This is a genomic window from Thiohalomonas denitrificans (assembly GCF_900102855.1).
In the GTDB taxonomy this organism is placed as follows: domain Bacteria; phylum Pseudomonadota; class Gammaproteobacteria; order Thiohalomonadales; family Thiohalomonadaceae; genus Thiohalomonas; species Thiohalomonas denitrificans.
Map to the genome: position 1 here is coordinate 363,659 of NZ_FMWD01000003.1, position 14,440 is coordinate 378,098.

Sequence of the window (14,440 nt, forward strand, 5' to 3'; positions counted from 1 at the left end):
AGTTGTCCGGAATCCCGGGCAGGGGGAGCAAGGCCGTGAGTAGAAATAGGTCAGCCAAAAGGCGCATCTTGCCGGACCCGGTAATTCGCCGCAAAAAGGCCAAGCGTCCGGTGGTCGGGTGCGAAGGAACTGGTCGGTCGGGTATTACGGGTCTGGCCGCGAACCTTGGGGGACTTCACCGTATCTGTTCCTTTCCGCTCAGTTCGATAACAGTTTGCTTGCTGTTACCCGTTTCAACTCTGGCTGGGCCGACAGGGGAGCAGCTTGCGGCCGGTCAGGCTGCCATCAGCCGGCCCGATGCCGTCACCACCCTGGTCGAGCAGCAGAGTGATACAGCCATTATCAACTGGCAGGATTTCTCCATCGGCCAGTCGGAATTGGTGCGTTTTCTACAATCCGGTAGTGGCGACATAGCCCTGAACCGGGTGGTCGGCGGCAACCCCAGCGCGATCCTCGGCCGCCTGGAGGCCGACGGCCAGGTATTTCTGGTCAACCCGCACGGAGTGCTGTTCGGCACCGGTGCCGAGGTCAGCGTTCACGGCCTGGTCGCAACCACCCATGCCATCACCGATGAGGATTTCCTCGCCGGCAACTATCAATTCTCCCGGCCGGATACCTTCATGGTGAATGCCGAGGTCATCAACCAGGGTCTGCTCAAGGCCGCCGATCAAGGCTATATCGTGCTGGCCGGCAACTACGCCTCCAATGAGGGGGTCGTCCAGGCCCGTCTGGGCACGGCAGCGCTGGCGGCGGGGGAGCGCTTCACTCTGGATCTGGCCGGCGACCAACTGATCAGTCTGGTGGTGGACGAGGCCACGCTGGCCGAGAAGGCGGGGGTGGAGAACCTCGGCGAGCTCAACGCCGACGGCGGCAAGGTACTGATGACCGCCCGGGTAGCCGGGGATCTGGCGGGCACGGTGGTCAACAACGAAGGGCTGGTGCGGGCCCGGAGTATCAGCGAGGAGAGCGGCGAAATCATCCTCCATGGCGGTGACAACGGCATCGTTGCCCAGCGCGGGACTCTCGATGCCGCCGGCCGGACACCCGGTGGGCGCGGCGGCGACATTCAGGTCCTGGGTGAAAAGATCGGACTCTTCGATGCCGCACACATCGATGCCTCCGGGGACGCCGGCGGCGGCACCGCTCGCGTGGGCGGCGATTACCAGGGCAACAACCCCGACGTACAGAACGCCACTGCCACCTTCGTCGGCGCGGAGACCACCATCCAGGCCGACGCCCTTGATGAGGGTGATGGCGGCCAGGTGATCGTCTGGGCGGACAACACCACCCGGGCTTATGGCGAGATCAGCGCCCGGGGCGGCGAGCGCGGTGGTGACGGCGGCTTCGTCGAGGTCTCGGGGGATTCACTGGTGTTCAAGGGGGCGGTCGACACCAGCGCGCCCGAGGGAAAAATGGGCACCCTGCTGCTGGACCCCGAAAGTATCCAAATCACCGGTGGTACGGGGGATGGCAGTGATGATTTCGATACCAGCACGGACTTGATCAATAGCACGGGCAGCTACACCAGTGGAACAATCCTGTTCGCAGAGGAGGGCACATCAACTCCCTTCATCGTCACCGAACAGGAAATCGAGTCCCAGAGCGTCACCGCCAACATTATTCTGGAAGCTAGAAGTGGGATCTTTGTCAGCGGCACATTCGACAACGCCTCCGCTGGTGAAGCCGACGGTGTCGTGCTGCTGGCCGAAGACAGTAGCCTCACGCTACGTACCCGCAATGATTCCCTGCTCGAAGACGGGGCCACCGGCATTGATCTTACTGGCTCGGCGCATTGGGACGCCCTCGAATTCAGGACCCAGGGAGTCACGGGGCACATCACCATGGAAACGGGCGTGGGCGCTCCCATCACGGTAGGCAAACTGGCCGCTGGTGGTGATATAGCTTTATCGGCGGGTGGCTTGCTGAAGATAAACAACAGCGTAACCGCAGACTCCGTTAACGCAAGAGGATCAAACATTGCCGCCGTTTCCGAAATGAGCCACACCATCTCGGGTAGCCATGTCTCGTTAATCGCCGAGGAGGCCGAGATGGGTTATATCGATGTGGTAGGTTTCTCCATAGAAGCGGTAGACAGCGTCCTGTTGCTGGCCGATTCCCGCATTTATTTCTCTCCCGACTACTCATCGATCGCTGCTACAAGCTCAACGAGTGGAACCGTGGACCTGGGCAATTACACTTCCGGGCGCTCCTTGCAGATTGGAGAACCAGTGACTGGATATTGCTATGAAGCCTCTTGTCTGACAATAACCCTGCCCACCACACTGACGGCCACTCACCTTGCCTTCGGCACCGAGTCCGGTGGAATGCTTTATCTGAACGACGACATCAACCTGGCAGCCGGCACCAAGCTCGGGCTCTTCAGCGGGGAAGGTATAGAACAGGACTGGAATACTTCCATCACGGCCGACGGTCTCGCCTTCGAGGCAAATGGTCAGGTAAGTCTGTGGGGTGCTAACCTGATCGGCACCGTTAGCGGAACCACCAGCGTCGGCGGGATTTATCTCAATAATGCCCAGGGGTTGAACATCGGCACCGTCACCGGACCCGGTGGCGGTGCCGATGAAGAGTTTACGGGGCTTTTTGCACCGACAGAGATATTCTTGAGTGCGGATGGTGCTATCACCGACACGGTGGTAGATATTCCCGCCATCGAGGCATCACACCTGAGTGTGTCGGCGGCAACCGGGATCGGGAGTGGGGTTGGAGGTAGCGGTAGTCCGCTGAAAACCAGGGTTTCTTCACTCTCCGCCGAGAACACGGGTACAGCCGGCGATATCAACATTCGCAACAGCGGTGGGCTGAGCACTGCCGGGATCAGCAACAATAACCCTGATAATACCGACGGCAATATCACCATTGTTGCTCTAAGCCCACTGACCGTGGCCACTGAAAGTAGTGTTTCCGCTCGCAACGATATCTGGTTGGAGGCGAGTCCCACGGGAACCGACGCAACCACGGATAAGCTGACTCTCAACGGCGATCTTTCCACAGATGCTGGAACGATTACCTTGCGCGCCGGCAACGATATCGTCGAGAACGGTACGATCACTACCGGTGGCAGCATCGTGCGCGAAGCCAACTTGAATCTGGTAGCGTCAGAACCCGAACCCGAACCCGAACCCGAACCTGAACCTGAACCTGAACCTGAACCTGAACCTGAACCTGAACCTGAACCAGTCAACGAAGCTGTGGAAACCGTGACAGAGTTGGTAACTGACCCGGCCCTGGCTTCAGGTTCTGATGGGACGGGTGATGCAGGAGTGAGGACAGCAGATACAAACGACGAAGATGAGGAGCAGGACGAGAAACTGGCAGTCGGCGAGTCTCGGGAAGAGGTCTCCTTGAAGACGAAGCCGCTGGTTGAGCTTGTCGGCGGTGGCGTTGCCGGTCAGGCCATGGTATGCAAATGATGAAAAAGCTAACCATTGCATGGAGCCCCGTTTCTCTTCTGGGATGGATGCTTTTATTCGCTTTCCCGGTACAGGCGGAGGAGCCGGCCGGTAAAGCAGCCGCAGTGGTCGGCGAGGTTACTGTGGTGGGTTCCTCCGGGGATATACGGGAGATTCGCCGCAATACCCCGTTTTTCGCGGGCGACATCATAAGCACCGGACCCAACTCACGAGTCAGACTCGTTTTCAGCGATAACAGTATTGTCGCCTTGCGACCCTCTTCCCGGCTGGTGATCGATGAATTTATGCACACTGGTGATTCCCAGGTGGATAAAAGCTCACTCTCCCTGTTGCGCGGTGGCTTCCGGGCGGTCACCGGGGCAATCGGCCAGGCACGAAAGGCAAATCACCAAATCGCGACGCCGGTGGCCACTATCGGTATTCGCGGAACCGACCACGAAGCCCGCTACTGTGCCGGAGATTGCGTGGACCTTATCGATATCGGAGTAGATGCGCCGCCGGATGGTCTCTATACCGGCACTAACGCGGGCCAGACCGTGGTTGGGGATCAGTACTTCAGTGCCGGTGAATACGGTTACACGGACCCTGGAGGCTCCACAATCCCACTCTTGGAAGCGCCGCAGATCCTGGCTGCCGACCCGGAGTTGCGTATCGATCTGAAAGAGCCGGCAGAAGTGCCCGGAGAAAGGGCCCCGGGTCCAACGGACAAAACCGACCAGTCCGAGCCGACCTCAGAATCGGCACCGAGTCCCACGAAAGATGATCTGCTGGAGATTCCGGCCCAACCTCAAAGCGTTAGAGCCGTGCCTTGTTTATAACTCATTCGGGGTCTTCGCAGGATTTGCCTGTAAATGACAACCCGAAACGGCACAGTCCGGTGGTTATGATAGGAGATCGATATTCCTTCATGACGAGCAGCTGATCGCCAGCCGCTGCCCCCATTCGGGGGGCTCTTCCGTATAGGACTCCATACCGGGGCGTTCGGTAAACGGGTCCTTCAAGAGCATCTGCAGGGCTTCGATCTCCGAGTAATCCCGGTTCTGTTCCGCCTTTTCGATGGCGTTTTGTGCCAGGTAGTTGCGAAGTATGTAACGGGGATTGGTCCCGTTCATGCGAACTGCCCGTTCGCTGTCGCGGCTGTCTTCTATCTGAAGACGGTGACGGTAGCGCATCGCCCACGTGTCGAATGCCTCACGGTCGACGAACAGATCGCGGAGCCGGTCGTTGCGGGCGTCGGCGCGGCTGTCGAAGTGGGCGAGGGTGCGGAATGTGTTGGTGTAGTCGGCGCCGGTGTCGGCCATCAGCTTCAGCAGATCGGTGGCGAGCGCTCCGTCCTCGGGGCGCTCATCGCGAAGACCGAGTTTGCGGCGCATGCCGGCCGCATAGTGGGCGGCGAAGTCGCCGTCGTACTCCTCGAGCACGGCGTTGGCTTTCTCCGCCGCTTCGCCCGGTTCACCCGCCATGAGCGGCAGCAGCGCCTGCCCCAGACAGCTGAGGTTCCATTGGCCAATCTTGGGCTGGCGGTCGAAGGCGTAACGGCCGCTGTGGTCGGAGTGGTTGCAGACAAACCCCGGCTCATAGGCATCGAGGAAGCCGAAAGGGCCGTAATCCAGCGTCAATCCCAGCAGGGACATATTGTCGGTGTTCATTACACCGTGTGCGAATCCGACCAATTGCCATTGGGCCATGAGTCGGGCGGTGCGCTCTGTGACTTCCCGGAACAGGGCCGTGACCCGGTCGGACTCCTCCTGCAAGTGTGGGAAGTGGTGGTGAATGGCGTAGTCGGCGAGCCTTTCCAGATGGTGGAATTGACTCCGGTAATAGAATACCTCGAATGAACCGAAGCGCAGGTGGCTGGGAGCGACACGAAGCAGCAGTGCGCCGCGTTCCACTTTCTCCCGATAAACGGACTCTGCGCTGTCGAGCAGGCACAAGGCACGGGTGGTGGGAATGCCAAGGCCGTGCATCGCCTCACCACAGAGGTATTCGCGAATGGTCGAACGCAGCACCGCCCGGCCGTCGCCGCTTCGGGAGTAGGGCGTTTCACCGGCCCCTTTTAGGTGCAGGTCCCAGCGTGCACCGCGTGGGTCGATTACCTCACCCAACAGGACTGCCCGCCCGTCTCCCAATTGCGGCACGTAATGACCGAATTGATGGCCCGAGTAGAGCATGGCAATGGGTTGGCTGCCCGCCAGCGGGTACTCGCTGTTGAGGGTGCCGATGAAACCGGGGCGCAGAGCCTCTTCCGGGTCAAGGCCCAGCAGCGTCGCTACATCGGGGTTGAATGCCGCCAGTCGCGGCTTCTCCAGTGGCATGGGTACCTGTCGGGAGTAAAAACCGTCCGGCAGCCGGGCGTAACTGTTGTCGAAGGGAAGCGTATCCAGGGTATGCATGACCGAGAGCATGGCCTTTTTTAAACCTGAGTGCAACCGTAGGGTATCGAGGGTGTCCTACATGATGGCGCCGGAAGGGATGCGCCGGAACCCTTGAGGACGGCGAGCAGTGCCCCGAATTCCATGCTATACTCCTCCTGTTCTACCAACCATCGCGTCACTCTCCCCTGTCCAGCTCATTCCTGGCCCACCGGTTTGCGACGTCCCGCGGTATCACCGCTACGTGCTCGCTTCTGCACGTCCACACGCCACGTCGCCATGCCGGCGGCTGAGGATATTTATTTGTCTTTTGAACAACTTGCACTGAATCCCACCCTGCTGCGTGCCATCGAACGCTGCGGTTTCAAAACCCCCAGTGAGATCCAGCGCCAGGCCATTCCATTGGCTCTGGAAGGGCGCGATCTGATGGCGTCGGCCCAGACCGGAACCGGAAAAACTGCCGCTTTCGTACTGCCCGCCCTTGAACGTCTACTCACTCCAGCTGCAAAAGGCGGCATCGGACCTCGGGTTTTGGTGTTGACGCCGACCCGTGAGCTGGCGACCCAGGTTTCGGAGGCGATTGCCAGTCTCGGTCATTTCACGCGCCTGAGTAGTGGCGCGGTCGTCGGCGGCATGCCGTACCCGCCGCAGCAGAAACTGCTGCGCCAGCCGCTGGACCTGCTGGTCGCAACCCCGGGACGCCTGATGGACCACATGGAGCGCGGCCGCGTGGATTTCTCGCGACTGGAGCTGCTGGTGTTAGACGAGGCGGATCGCATGCTCGACATGGGCTTTGTCGATGCCGTCGAGCGTATCGCCGCTGCCACGCCGAACGATCGCCAGACCCTGCTGTTTTCCGCCACCTTCGAAGGTTCGGTGCAGCGGGTAGTGAAGCGCTTGCTGAAGGATCCGGTCCGGGTCGAGATTGATCAGGTCACGACGCGTCACGAATCGATCACCCAGCGTCTGCATCAGGCGGATCACTTTGACCACAAGCAGGAACTGCTGGATCGGGTGCTGCGCGACGATAGTGGCGAACAGGCACTGGTCTTCACGTCGACCAAGAAGGGTGCCGATGTCCTGGCGCAGCAGTTGCGCGAGCGCGGTCATCGCAGTACATCGCTGCATGGTGATATGAGCCAGCACGAACGGCGCCGGTCTGTGGAGAAGCTGCGTAATCGTCGGGTTCAGGTCATGGTGGCCACCGATGTGGCGGCCCGCGGACTGGACATTCGAGGTCTTTCGCTGGTGGTGAACTTTGATCTGCCCAATTCGCCGGAAGACTACGTCCATCGCATTGGCCGTACCGGACGCGGCGGCGATCTCGGCACGGCGGTATCGTTAATCGGTCGCCAGGACTGGCCGAAGCTCTCGCGTATCGAGCGCTTGACGGGACAGAAGATCGAGCGGGCGGTGATCTCCGGGTTGGAGCCTCGCTATCCCGAGCCGCGATATCAGGACGCGCGACCGACGGGTCACCGCCCGGGTGGTAAAGGCCGGGGTGGCCCTCGTCGTGGCGGTCCCGGTGCTGGACGGAGGCGTTCGCTGAGCGCCTAGACCAAGGCCCGCTAACGGCCGTCGGGCTGCAATCCAGGAAGCCCGACACCGACTAAGCTTGTCTGTGGGCAGAGGCAAGGCGCCTCTGCCCCCCGACAACGAATCACTGACAGTGAGGTATGCATGGCAAAACCCAATTTTCAATTCGCAAAACGCCAGCGCGAGCTGGAGAAAAAGAAGAAAAAAGAGGAAAAGCTGCAACGCAAGGTTGAAAAGAACAAACCTTCCGATGCAGAGGGCGAAGAGCAATCATCCGAGAATGCCGACGAGTAGCACCGGGCCGGCCGGGTTGTCGTACCCGGATTTTAGTACCGGTTTCCGCACCTTTTTATCCTGCAGTACTGCGAACATTCGCAGTCATCTCCCCAAATCATTCGGAGCACCATGAAGACCCCCAAGCGGATCGCACCCCTGATCGAGGACGGACTCGTCGACGAAGTGGTTTATCAGCTCAAAAGCGGTAAGGAAGCCTCGGTCTTCGTGGTCCGCTGTGACGATGAAATCCGCTGTGCCAAGGTTTACAAGGAGGCGAACAAGCGCGGCTTCAAAAGTCATACCCAATATCAGGAGGGGCGCAAGGTGCGTAACAGTCGGCGCGCACGGGCAATGGCCAAGGGCAGCCGTTTCGGGCGCGGGGAGCAGGAGACCGACTGGCAGAATGCCGAGGTCGATGCGCTATACCGCCTGGCTGACGCGGGCGTGCGCGTGCCGAAGCCGCATCTGTTCATCGATGGTGTACTGCTCATGGAGTTGGTCACGGACGGCGACGGCAGTGCGGCGCCAAGGCTCGACGATATCATGTTCACCCATGCCGAGGCAGTGGAGTACCATCGCAACCTCATGGGGCAGGTAGTGCGCATGCTTTGCGCCGGCGTGATTCATGGTGACCTCTCCGAGTACAACGTGCTCGTCGATGCGGATGGGCCGGTTATTATCGATCTTCCACAGGCGGTCGATGCCGCTGGCAATAACAACGCGTTTCGAATGCTGGTGCGTGATGTGGACAAGATTACCGCCCACTTTGCCCGGTATGCACCGGAGTTGATGGCCACCGACTACGCCCACGAGATCTGGGCCCTCTATGAGAACGGCGAGCTGCACGCCGATATCCGGTTGACGGGAGAGTTTCAACGCGATGAGCGTCCCGCGGATGTAGATGGCGTCCTCGAGGGTATTGAAGCTGCCCGCGAGGAAGCGGTCCTGCGCCAGCTGCACGCGGATATCGAAGACCACTGATTGGGTTCGCAGAAACCGTCAGCCGCGAATGGGCTGACTGGCTTACACGGCGATCAGGGCATTGATCTGATAACCCACAGCATACGCGAGTACGGCTGCAAAGCCGCCAATCGCCAGCATTTCCAGTGCAGACCAGGTCAGGGAGCGTTTTGTCACCAGGGCGCGCAGCGCACCGACCCCGGCCAGGGCGGCGGCAGTAGCCAGTGCAGCATAAAAGAACAGTGGCGAATCGCGATGAGCCAATAGATAGGGGAGCAGGGGCACGGCGCCGGCCAGCAAGAATGCCGTGAAGGTAAGCGCAGCTCCAGTAAGGGCGCTTCGGTTTTCCTCCAGCATCGCCCCCTGGGCTTCGCGTGCGTGCTGTTCCGACCGGCTGCCGAGGAAGTCCGATGCGGCCATGGAAAATCCGTCTGCAAACAGTGAAGCCAGTCCAATGGTGAGCACTGCATTTAGAGACAGCTGCCCTCCGGTGACCCCCGCGACGACGGCGAAAGTGGTGATAATGCCATCATTGGCGCCGTAGACCATGTCTTTGATATAACGCCCGGAACGATTCAGTGACGGTTGCGGATTGCTCATGGACTCCATCCCATTATTTGAAGTCCCGAAACGAGTGTTTCCGGGATGCCTATAGGAATAGTCGCCAATGAGCGGCTGTGGAATGATGGGCTATCGCCGCATTTGCACCGGGAAATAGTGTCGTTCATCCGGCCGTATAGCTTCCATCCGTCCTTCCACGCCGACTGAAATCGGTGCGGCACGGGATGGCCCGGAATGTATCTCGACCCCTTCCCTCGAGATCTTCAGATCCAGATAGTGGCCTCTATAGCGCAGAGACAGGCGAATGCTGGCCACCTCACGAGGCAGGGTCGGGTTGAGCCACAGTACATCCTCGCGAGTGACCAGCCCGGTATAGCAGCGCTGCACCATATCGACAGTTCCCGCCATGGCCCCCAGGTGGATGCCTTCAGGGGTGGTGCCCCCCTGCACATCCGATATGTCACTCTGCAGTGCCTCGTTGAACAGGTGCCAGGAGCGAGGCCGGTCTTCACGAGCCAGAACCCAGCCGTGGACAACGCGACTCAGAGTGGACCCGTGCGACGTTCGATGCAGATAGTAGTCAATGTTTCGGCGCAGCATGTTGGCATCGAAGTGAACTCCGAGTCGTGTGAACAGTTCCTCCAGTTCTTCGCGGGAGAGGAGATAGAACAGCATCAACACGTCGGCCTGCTTGGAGGCCTGATACCGATTGGGCGTATCCCCTTCGGCCTTGAGGATACGATCGAGACGCTGAATGTTTCCGTACTTCTTCCGGTAGCCCTCCCAGTCAAAGGGCTCCAACTGCTCGTAACCCTCGAATTGGCTGACGATTCCATCTCCATGAAAGGGAACGAACAGCTTGCGGCTGACGTTATCCCAATGTGTCAGCTCATCCTTCCCCAGTTTCAGTGTTTCGTGGACCTCGGCGCAGCGCTCGGTAGGCAGACGGGAGAGCAATTCCGGGGCGCTGGCCAGTATCCAGGCCGCCATGATGTTGGTATAGGCGTTGTTGTCGATACCCGGCCGATCGGCACCGGGGTAGGCTTCATGATATTCGTCAGGCCCCATGACACCGCGGATTTCAAAGCGTTCCCGAGCGGGGTTCCATTGAGCGATACTGGCCCAGAAGCGGGCAATCTCCAGGAACATTTCCGCTCCGTAGAAGGAGAGGAATTCCAGGTCCCGGGTGACTTGATAGTACTGCCAGATGTTGTAGGCGATCGCGATGCCGACGTGATGTTGCAGGTGCGAGTGATCGGGCCCCCAGCGACCGGAACGGGGGTTCAGATGCAGACGCTGGCTCTCCTCGCGACCGTTGCTGCCACTCTGCCAGGGATACATGGCCCCGCGAAAACCTGCCGCGCGGGCATTGGCCCGGGCCTCCGGCAGTCGGCGGTAACGGTAACGCAACAGAGAGTGGGTGAGTTCCGGTAGCCGCAGGTTGAGGATGGGAAAGACGAACAATTCATCCCAGAAAATGTGCCCGCGGTAGGCCTCGCCATGGAACCCGCGAGCGGGGACGCCCACGTCGAGATCCATGCTGTTCAGCGAAGCGGTCTGGATGGTGTGAAAAAGGTGCAGCCGCAGTATACATTGGGCGTCATTGCCACTGTTGCCGGAGGCGAACTCCAGCCCTATATCGAAGTGCTTCCAGAGTTGCCGCCAGAGTCGTTGATGAGTCGCGAACGAAGCGTCGAACCCGGGGCAACGCCGCACCGCTTTGCGGGCCTCGAGTGCCGGCGTGTAGATCGCCCGATCGCGGGAACTGTACAGGGCGGTGATTTTCTCGATGCGCAGGGCTTGGCCGCTCTCCAGATGGGCACTGAAGCTGACCCTGGCGTACCCGTTTTCCGTATGTGCAGTTGCCTTTCCCGGCAAGGCTTTACCATCGACACTCAGTATCAGGCGGGCCGCCTGTGCTACCTCCAGACGGGAATCGGTCGTTCGTACCTGAAGGAACAGTCCGCCTTCGGCATCGGCAACCTGTTCCAGGTAGGTAAGGTGCTTGTTGGCCAAGCCACGGTAGCGCAGCACCCCTTCGTTGCGCACCCGGCCCTCTATGGCGGCAACCACTTCAACCTGCCCACTCCAGTTTTCGGCAGTGAGGGTCACTTCCTGGGCTGCCAGGTGGGGTTCATCGATATGCACAAAGCGCCGCTCCTGGTAACGGAGCACACCATCGCCGATGCGGAAATGCATCTCCCTTACCAGCAGGCCGGAGTCCATGGCCAGACGCTGATGATACACGTAGGCATTTCGGGCAGAGAGCCATTCGCCTCCCTCGGGTCGAAGCTCCAGCAGCAGCCAGTTGGGTAGCCTTACCAGGGATTCGTTTTCGATCGCGTGGCCGGCGATACGCGTGGTGAGACGGTTGTATCCGCCGGCCAGGTAAGTGGCAGGATAGTGGTACTCATCATATTTCGCCTCAGCCGCGGCCCCACGGCAGGCGAAGTAGCCATTTCCGAGTGTGCACAGTGCCTCGCGCAAACGCTCGTGGTCCGGTTCATATTGGTTGTACTGCAATACCCAATCGTTCACGTGGACCGTCTCCTGGATTCAGGATTTATCTCTTGCGCATCTTCCGCCAGATGGCCTTTTCGAGCTCGACAAACAGAAAAATAGCCAGAGCCACCGCTAAAATGATGCCCCAGTGCAAAGGTCCCAGAGGCGCACTGGCGAACAGAAACTGCATCGGCCCGGTATAGGTCCATAGTAGTTGGAAAACAATGACCAGGGCCGTGGCCACAAGCGCTGCACGGCTGCCGAGCAACCCTTTGCGGGAAAGAGAACTTCCCGTTAGCCGTCGCACATTGAACAGATAAACGATCTCTCCGGCTACCAGCATGTTGACGGCCAGGGTGCGGGCCACTTCAACACTCTCTCCCTGTCCGGTCTCCCAAAGGAAGAGACCGAACACCGCGCCGACCAACAGCAGGGAGACGAAAATCACGCGCCAACCGAGGAACCGATCGAGTATAGGCGCCGCCGGGTCGCGTGGGGCGCGTGCCATGACGTCCGACTCCGCCGGTTCGAAGGCCAGCGCCAGTCCGAGCGTCACGGCGGTCACCATGTTTACCCAGAGGATTTGTACCGGTGTGATTGGCAACGCAGTGGCGAACAGCACCGCTCCGAGGATCGACATCGCTTCGCCGCCGTTGGAGGGCAGCAGAAAGGTGATGGCCTTTTTGACATTGTCATAGATGGTGCGGCCTTCCTCGACCGCATTGGCAATCGTGGCGAAGTTATCGTCGGCCAGAACCATTTCGGCTGCCTCTTTGGCCGCCTCGGTACCTTGAATTCCCATGGCTATCCCGACATCGGCCCGCTTCAGAGCCGGGGCATCGTTGACCCCGTCACCGGTCATGGCGCAGACGGCACCGCGGGATTGAATGGCCTCGACCAGACGCAGCTTGTGTTCGGGAGCCGCGCGGGCAAAGACGTCGATTTCATCGACACGCTGTGGCAGCTCACTGTCGGAAAGGTCTGCGATATCCGCACCGGTGAGGGCGCTTCCGGTGTGCTGTAATCCCAGTTGCCCGCCGATAGCGCGTGCCGTGAGGGCGTGGTCTCCGGTCACCATTTTTACCCGAATGCCGGCACTGCGACATTTTTTGACCGCCTCTATGGCGGATTCACGCGGCGGGTCAAGCAGACCCGCCAGGCCGAGCAGCACCAGTCCGCTTTCGGCGTCTTTGTCCTCCAGTGAGTCACGTCCTTCATCCGGTTTTTCCGCTACTGCAAGGACACGGAAGCCGCGCTCTGAAAGGGTCCGAATCTTCGCTTTCCAGGCATTGCGGTCGAGCTCGCTATCGCCTTCGGGCGATGCCAGCCATTCGCAACGGGACAGGACGACCTCGGGTGCTCCCTTGACGTGGATGACGGCCTTCCCGCCGGGCTCCCGGTCAAGGGTGGCCATGTACTTGCGCTCCGAGTCGAAAGGAATGGAATCGATGCGTTCAGACTGGCGGCGTACCGCATCCGGATCCCAGCTGGCCTTTGCGGCAGCGACAATGAAGGCTCCTTCGGTCGGGTCGCCGTTGATGATCCACTCCCCGCTGCGTTGCTCCAGCGTGGAATCGTTGCAGAGTGTCCCGGCGTGCAAGAGCCGGCTTAGCAGGGGATTGTGTTCCGGATCGATTGGCTCTCCTTTTTGTTCCGGTTCACCGGATTCGCCGGTATGCCGAAATCCCCCCTCCGGTGCGAAGCCGACACCGTCAATTTCGATTTCACTGTCGGCGAGCACAACCGCCTTCAGGGTCATCTCGTTACGTGTCAAAGTGCCGGTCTTGTCAGAGAAGATGGTTGATACCGCACCCAGAGTCTCCACGGCCGGCAATCGCCGAATAATCGCATTGCGCTGCGCCATGCGTTGCACGCCAAGTGCAAAGGTGATCGTCACCAGTGCCGGCAGGCCCTGGGGGATCGCAGCGACGGCCAGGCCGACGGAAGCGAGGAACATCTCCTCCAGGTCATAGCCATGCACCAGGACACCGTAGAGTGCCATCGCCGTTGCGATGACGACAATCACCACTGCGAGGACTTTGGCGAAGCGGTCGATTTGGCGCAGCAGCGGCGTTTGCACCTGCTCGACCTCCTCGAGCATCTCTGAAATCCTTCCGATTTCGGTACGCCGGCCGGTCTCCACTACGACTCCCCGAGCACTGCCATCGGCTACCATGGTGCCGGCGAAGGCGAGTGAACTGCGATCGGCGAGGTCGGTTTTCTCGCCGACTGGTTCGGGACGCTTGCTGACTGCCTCGGACTCGCCGGTCAGTGCAGCCTCCTGAATGCGTAGCCGCTTGGCTTTCAAAAGCCGAAGATCGGCAGGCGCCCGATCGCCCGCCGAAAGAGCGACAATGTCGCCCGGAACCAGCTCCTCGGCTGCTATCGTCGTGCGTCGGCCGTTGCGGAATACAGTGGCCTGGGGCGACAGCATCCCCTTGATGCTCTCCAGCGCCTTCTCCGCCTTGCCCTCCTGAAAAAAACCGATCGCGGCGTTGATGATCACCACCGCAAAGATGGCGCCGGCATCGACCCATTGCCCAAGCATGGAGGTGATGGCCCAGGCGATGAGCAGAATGATGATGAGAACGTTAGTGAACTGATCCAGGAGTCGGCGCCACCAGGGCCTTGGATGCTTTTCACGCAGATAATTGGGGCCGTATTCCTCCAGACGGCGGCGGGCCTCCTGGTCATCCAGTCCTCGCTGATTGCTGTCGACGCGCTGCAGTGCCTCCTCGCCGGAAAGCGCATGCCACGGAATACGCTGTTCTTTGTCGTGGGGTTGGGACATGTCTCTCCGGT

The 14,440-nt window shown here is 60.1% G+C and carries 9 protein-coding genes; 5 read left to right on the plus strand and 4 right to left on the minus strand.

Annotated elements, in window-relative coordinates:
- Positions 1–218: 218 nt before the first annotated feature.
- Complete coding sequence (locus BLP65_RS06350) at positions 219–3,431, plus strand: filamentous hemagglutinin N-terminal domain-containing protein (RefSeq protein WP_175452468.1); 3,213 nt, start codon at positions 219–221, stop codon at positions 3,429–3,431.
- Entirely contained in the window at positions 3,428–4,249 is an 822-nt protein-coding gene (locus tag BLP65_RS06355; RefSeq protein ID WP_175452469.1) for a FecR family protein, read from the plus strand. The genes BLP65_RS06350 and BLP65_RS06355 overlap by 4 nt, the downstream gene beginning before the upstream one ends.
- 87 nt (positions 4,250–4,336) lie before the next feature.
- On the opposite strand, the gene BLP65_RS06360 is transcribed toward BLP65_RS06355, so the two are convergent.
- The gene (locus BLP65_RS06360) at positions 4,337–5,836 is read right to left on the minus strand and encodes a protein adenylyltransferase SelO (protein ID WP_245688251.1); all 1,500 of its coding nucleotides are present in this window, start codon (positions 5,834–5,836) and stop codon (positions 4,337–4,339) included.
- Positions 5,837–6,106: 270 nt separating this feature from the next.
- On the opposite strand from BLP65_RS06360, the gene BLP65_RS06365 reads away from it, so the two are divergent.
- The 3 genes from BLP65_RS06365 to BLP65_RS06370 all read left to right on the plus strand — a co-directional run bounded on the left by BLP65_RS06365 (position 6,107) and on the right by BLP65_RS06370 (position 8,596).
- Positions 6,107–7,360, plus strand: a complete 1,254-nt coding sequence (locus BLP65_RS06365; protein ID WP_092994149.1) for a DEAD/DEAH box helicase — start codon at positions 6,107–6,109, stop codon at positions 7,358–7,360.
- A gap of 123 nt (positions 7,361–7,483) precedes the next feature.
- Entirely contained in the window at positions 7,484–7,633 is a 150-nt protein-coding gene (locus tag BLP65_RS16885; RefSeq protein ID WP_175452470.1) for a hypothetical protein, read from the plus strand.
- A 111-nt stretch (positions 7,634–7,744) separates the two neighbouring features.
- On the plus strand, positions 7,745–8,596 hold the full coding sequence (locus tag BLP65_RS06370) for a PA4780 family RIO1-like protein kinase (RefSeq protein ID WP_092994152.1): 852 nt from the start codon (positions 7,745–7,747) through the stop codon (positions 8,594–8,596).
- 42 nt (positions 8,597–8,638) lie between these two features.
- On the opposite strand, the gene BLP65_RS06375 is transcribed toward BLP65_RS06370, so the two are convergent.
- The 3 genes from BLP65_RS06375 to BLP65_RS06385 form a co-directional block, all read right to left on the minus strand.
- Positions 8,639–9,175 carry a VIT1/CCC1 transporter family protein gene (locus BLP65_RS06375; RefSeq protein ID WP_092994386.1) on the minus strand — a complete coding sequence of 179 codons (537 nt, stop codon included), beginning with the start codon at positions 9,173–9,175 and terminating at the stop codon, positions 8,639–8,641.
- A 90-nt stretch (positions 9,176–9,265) separates the two neighbouring features.
- Positions 9,266–11,674, minus strand: a complete 2,409-nt coding sequence (locus tag BLP65_RS06380) for a glycoside hydrolase family 65 protein (RefSeq protein WP_092994155.1) — start codon at positions 11,672–11,674, stop codon at positions 9,266–9,268.
- A gap of 25 nt (positions 11,675–11,699) precedes the next feature.
- On the minus strand, positions 11,700–14,429 hold the full coding sequence (locus BLP65_RS06385) for a cation-translocating P-type ATPase (protein ID WP_092994158.1): 2,730 nt from the start codon (positions 14,427–14,429) through the stop codon (positions 11,700–11,702).
- Positions 14,430–14,440 lie beyond the last annotated feature (11 nt).

Excerpts from the sequence above, each read along its gene's own strand:
- BLP65_RS06355 (WP_175452469.1), top strand. The coding sequence starts at position 3,428 with ATGATGAAAAAGCTAACCATTGCATGGAGCCCCGTTTCTCTTCTGGGA.
- BLP65_RS06360 (WP_245688251.1), bottom strand. The coding sequence starts at position 5,836 with ATGCTCTCGGTCATGCATACCCTGGATACGCTTCCCTTCGACAACAGT.
- BLP65_RS16885 (WP_175452470.1), top strand. The coding sequence starts at position 7,484 with ATGGCAAAACCCAATTTTCAATTCGCAAAACGCCAGCGCGAGCTGGAG.
- BLP65_RS06370 (WP_092994152.1), top strand. The coding sequence starts at position 7,745 with ATGAAGACCCCCAAGCGGATCGCACCCCTGATCGAGGACGGACTCGTC.
- BLP65_RS06375 (WP_092994386.1), bottom strand. The coding sequence starts at position 9,175 with ATGAGCAATCCGCAACCGTCACTGAATCGTTCCGGGCGTTATATCAAA.
- BLP65_RS06385 (WP_092994158.1), bottom strand. The coding sequence starts at position 14,429 with ATGTCCCAACCCCACGACAAAGAACAGCGTATTCCGTGGCATGCGCTT.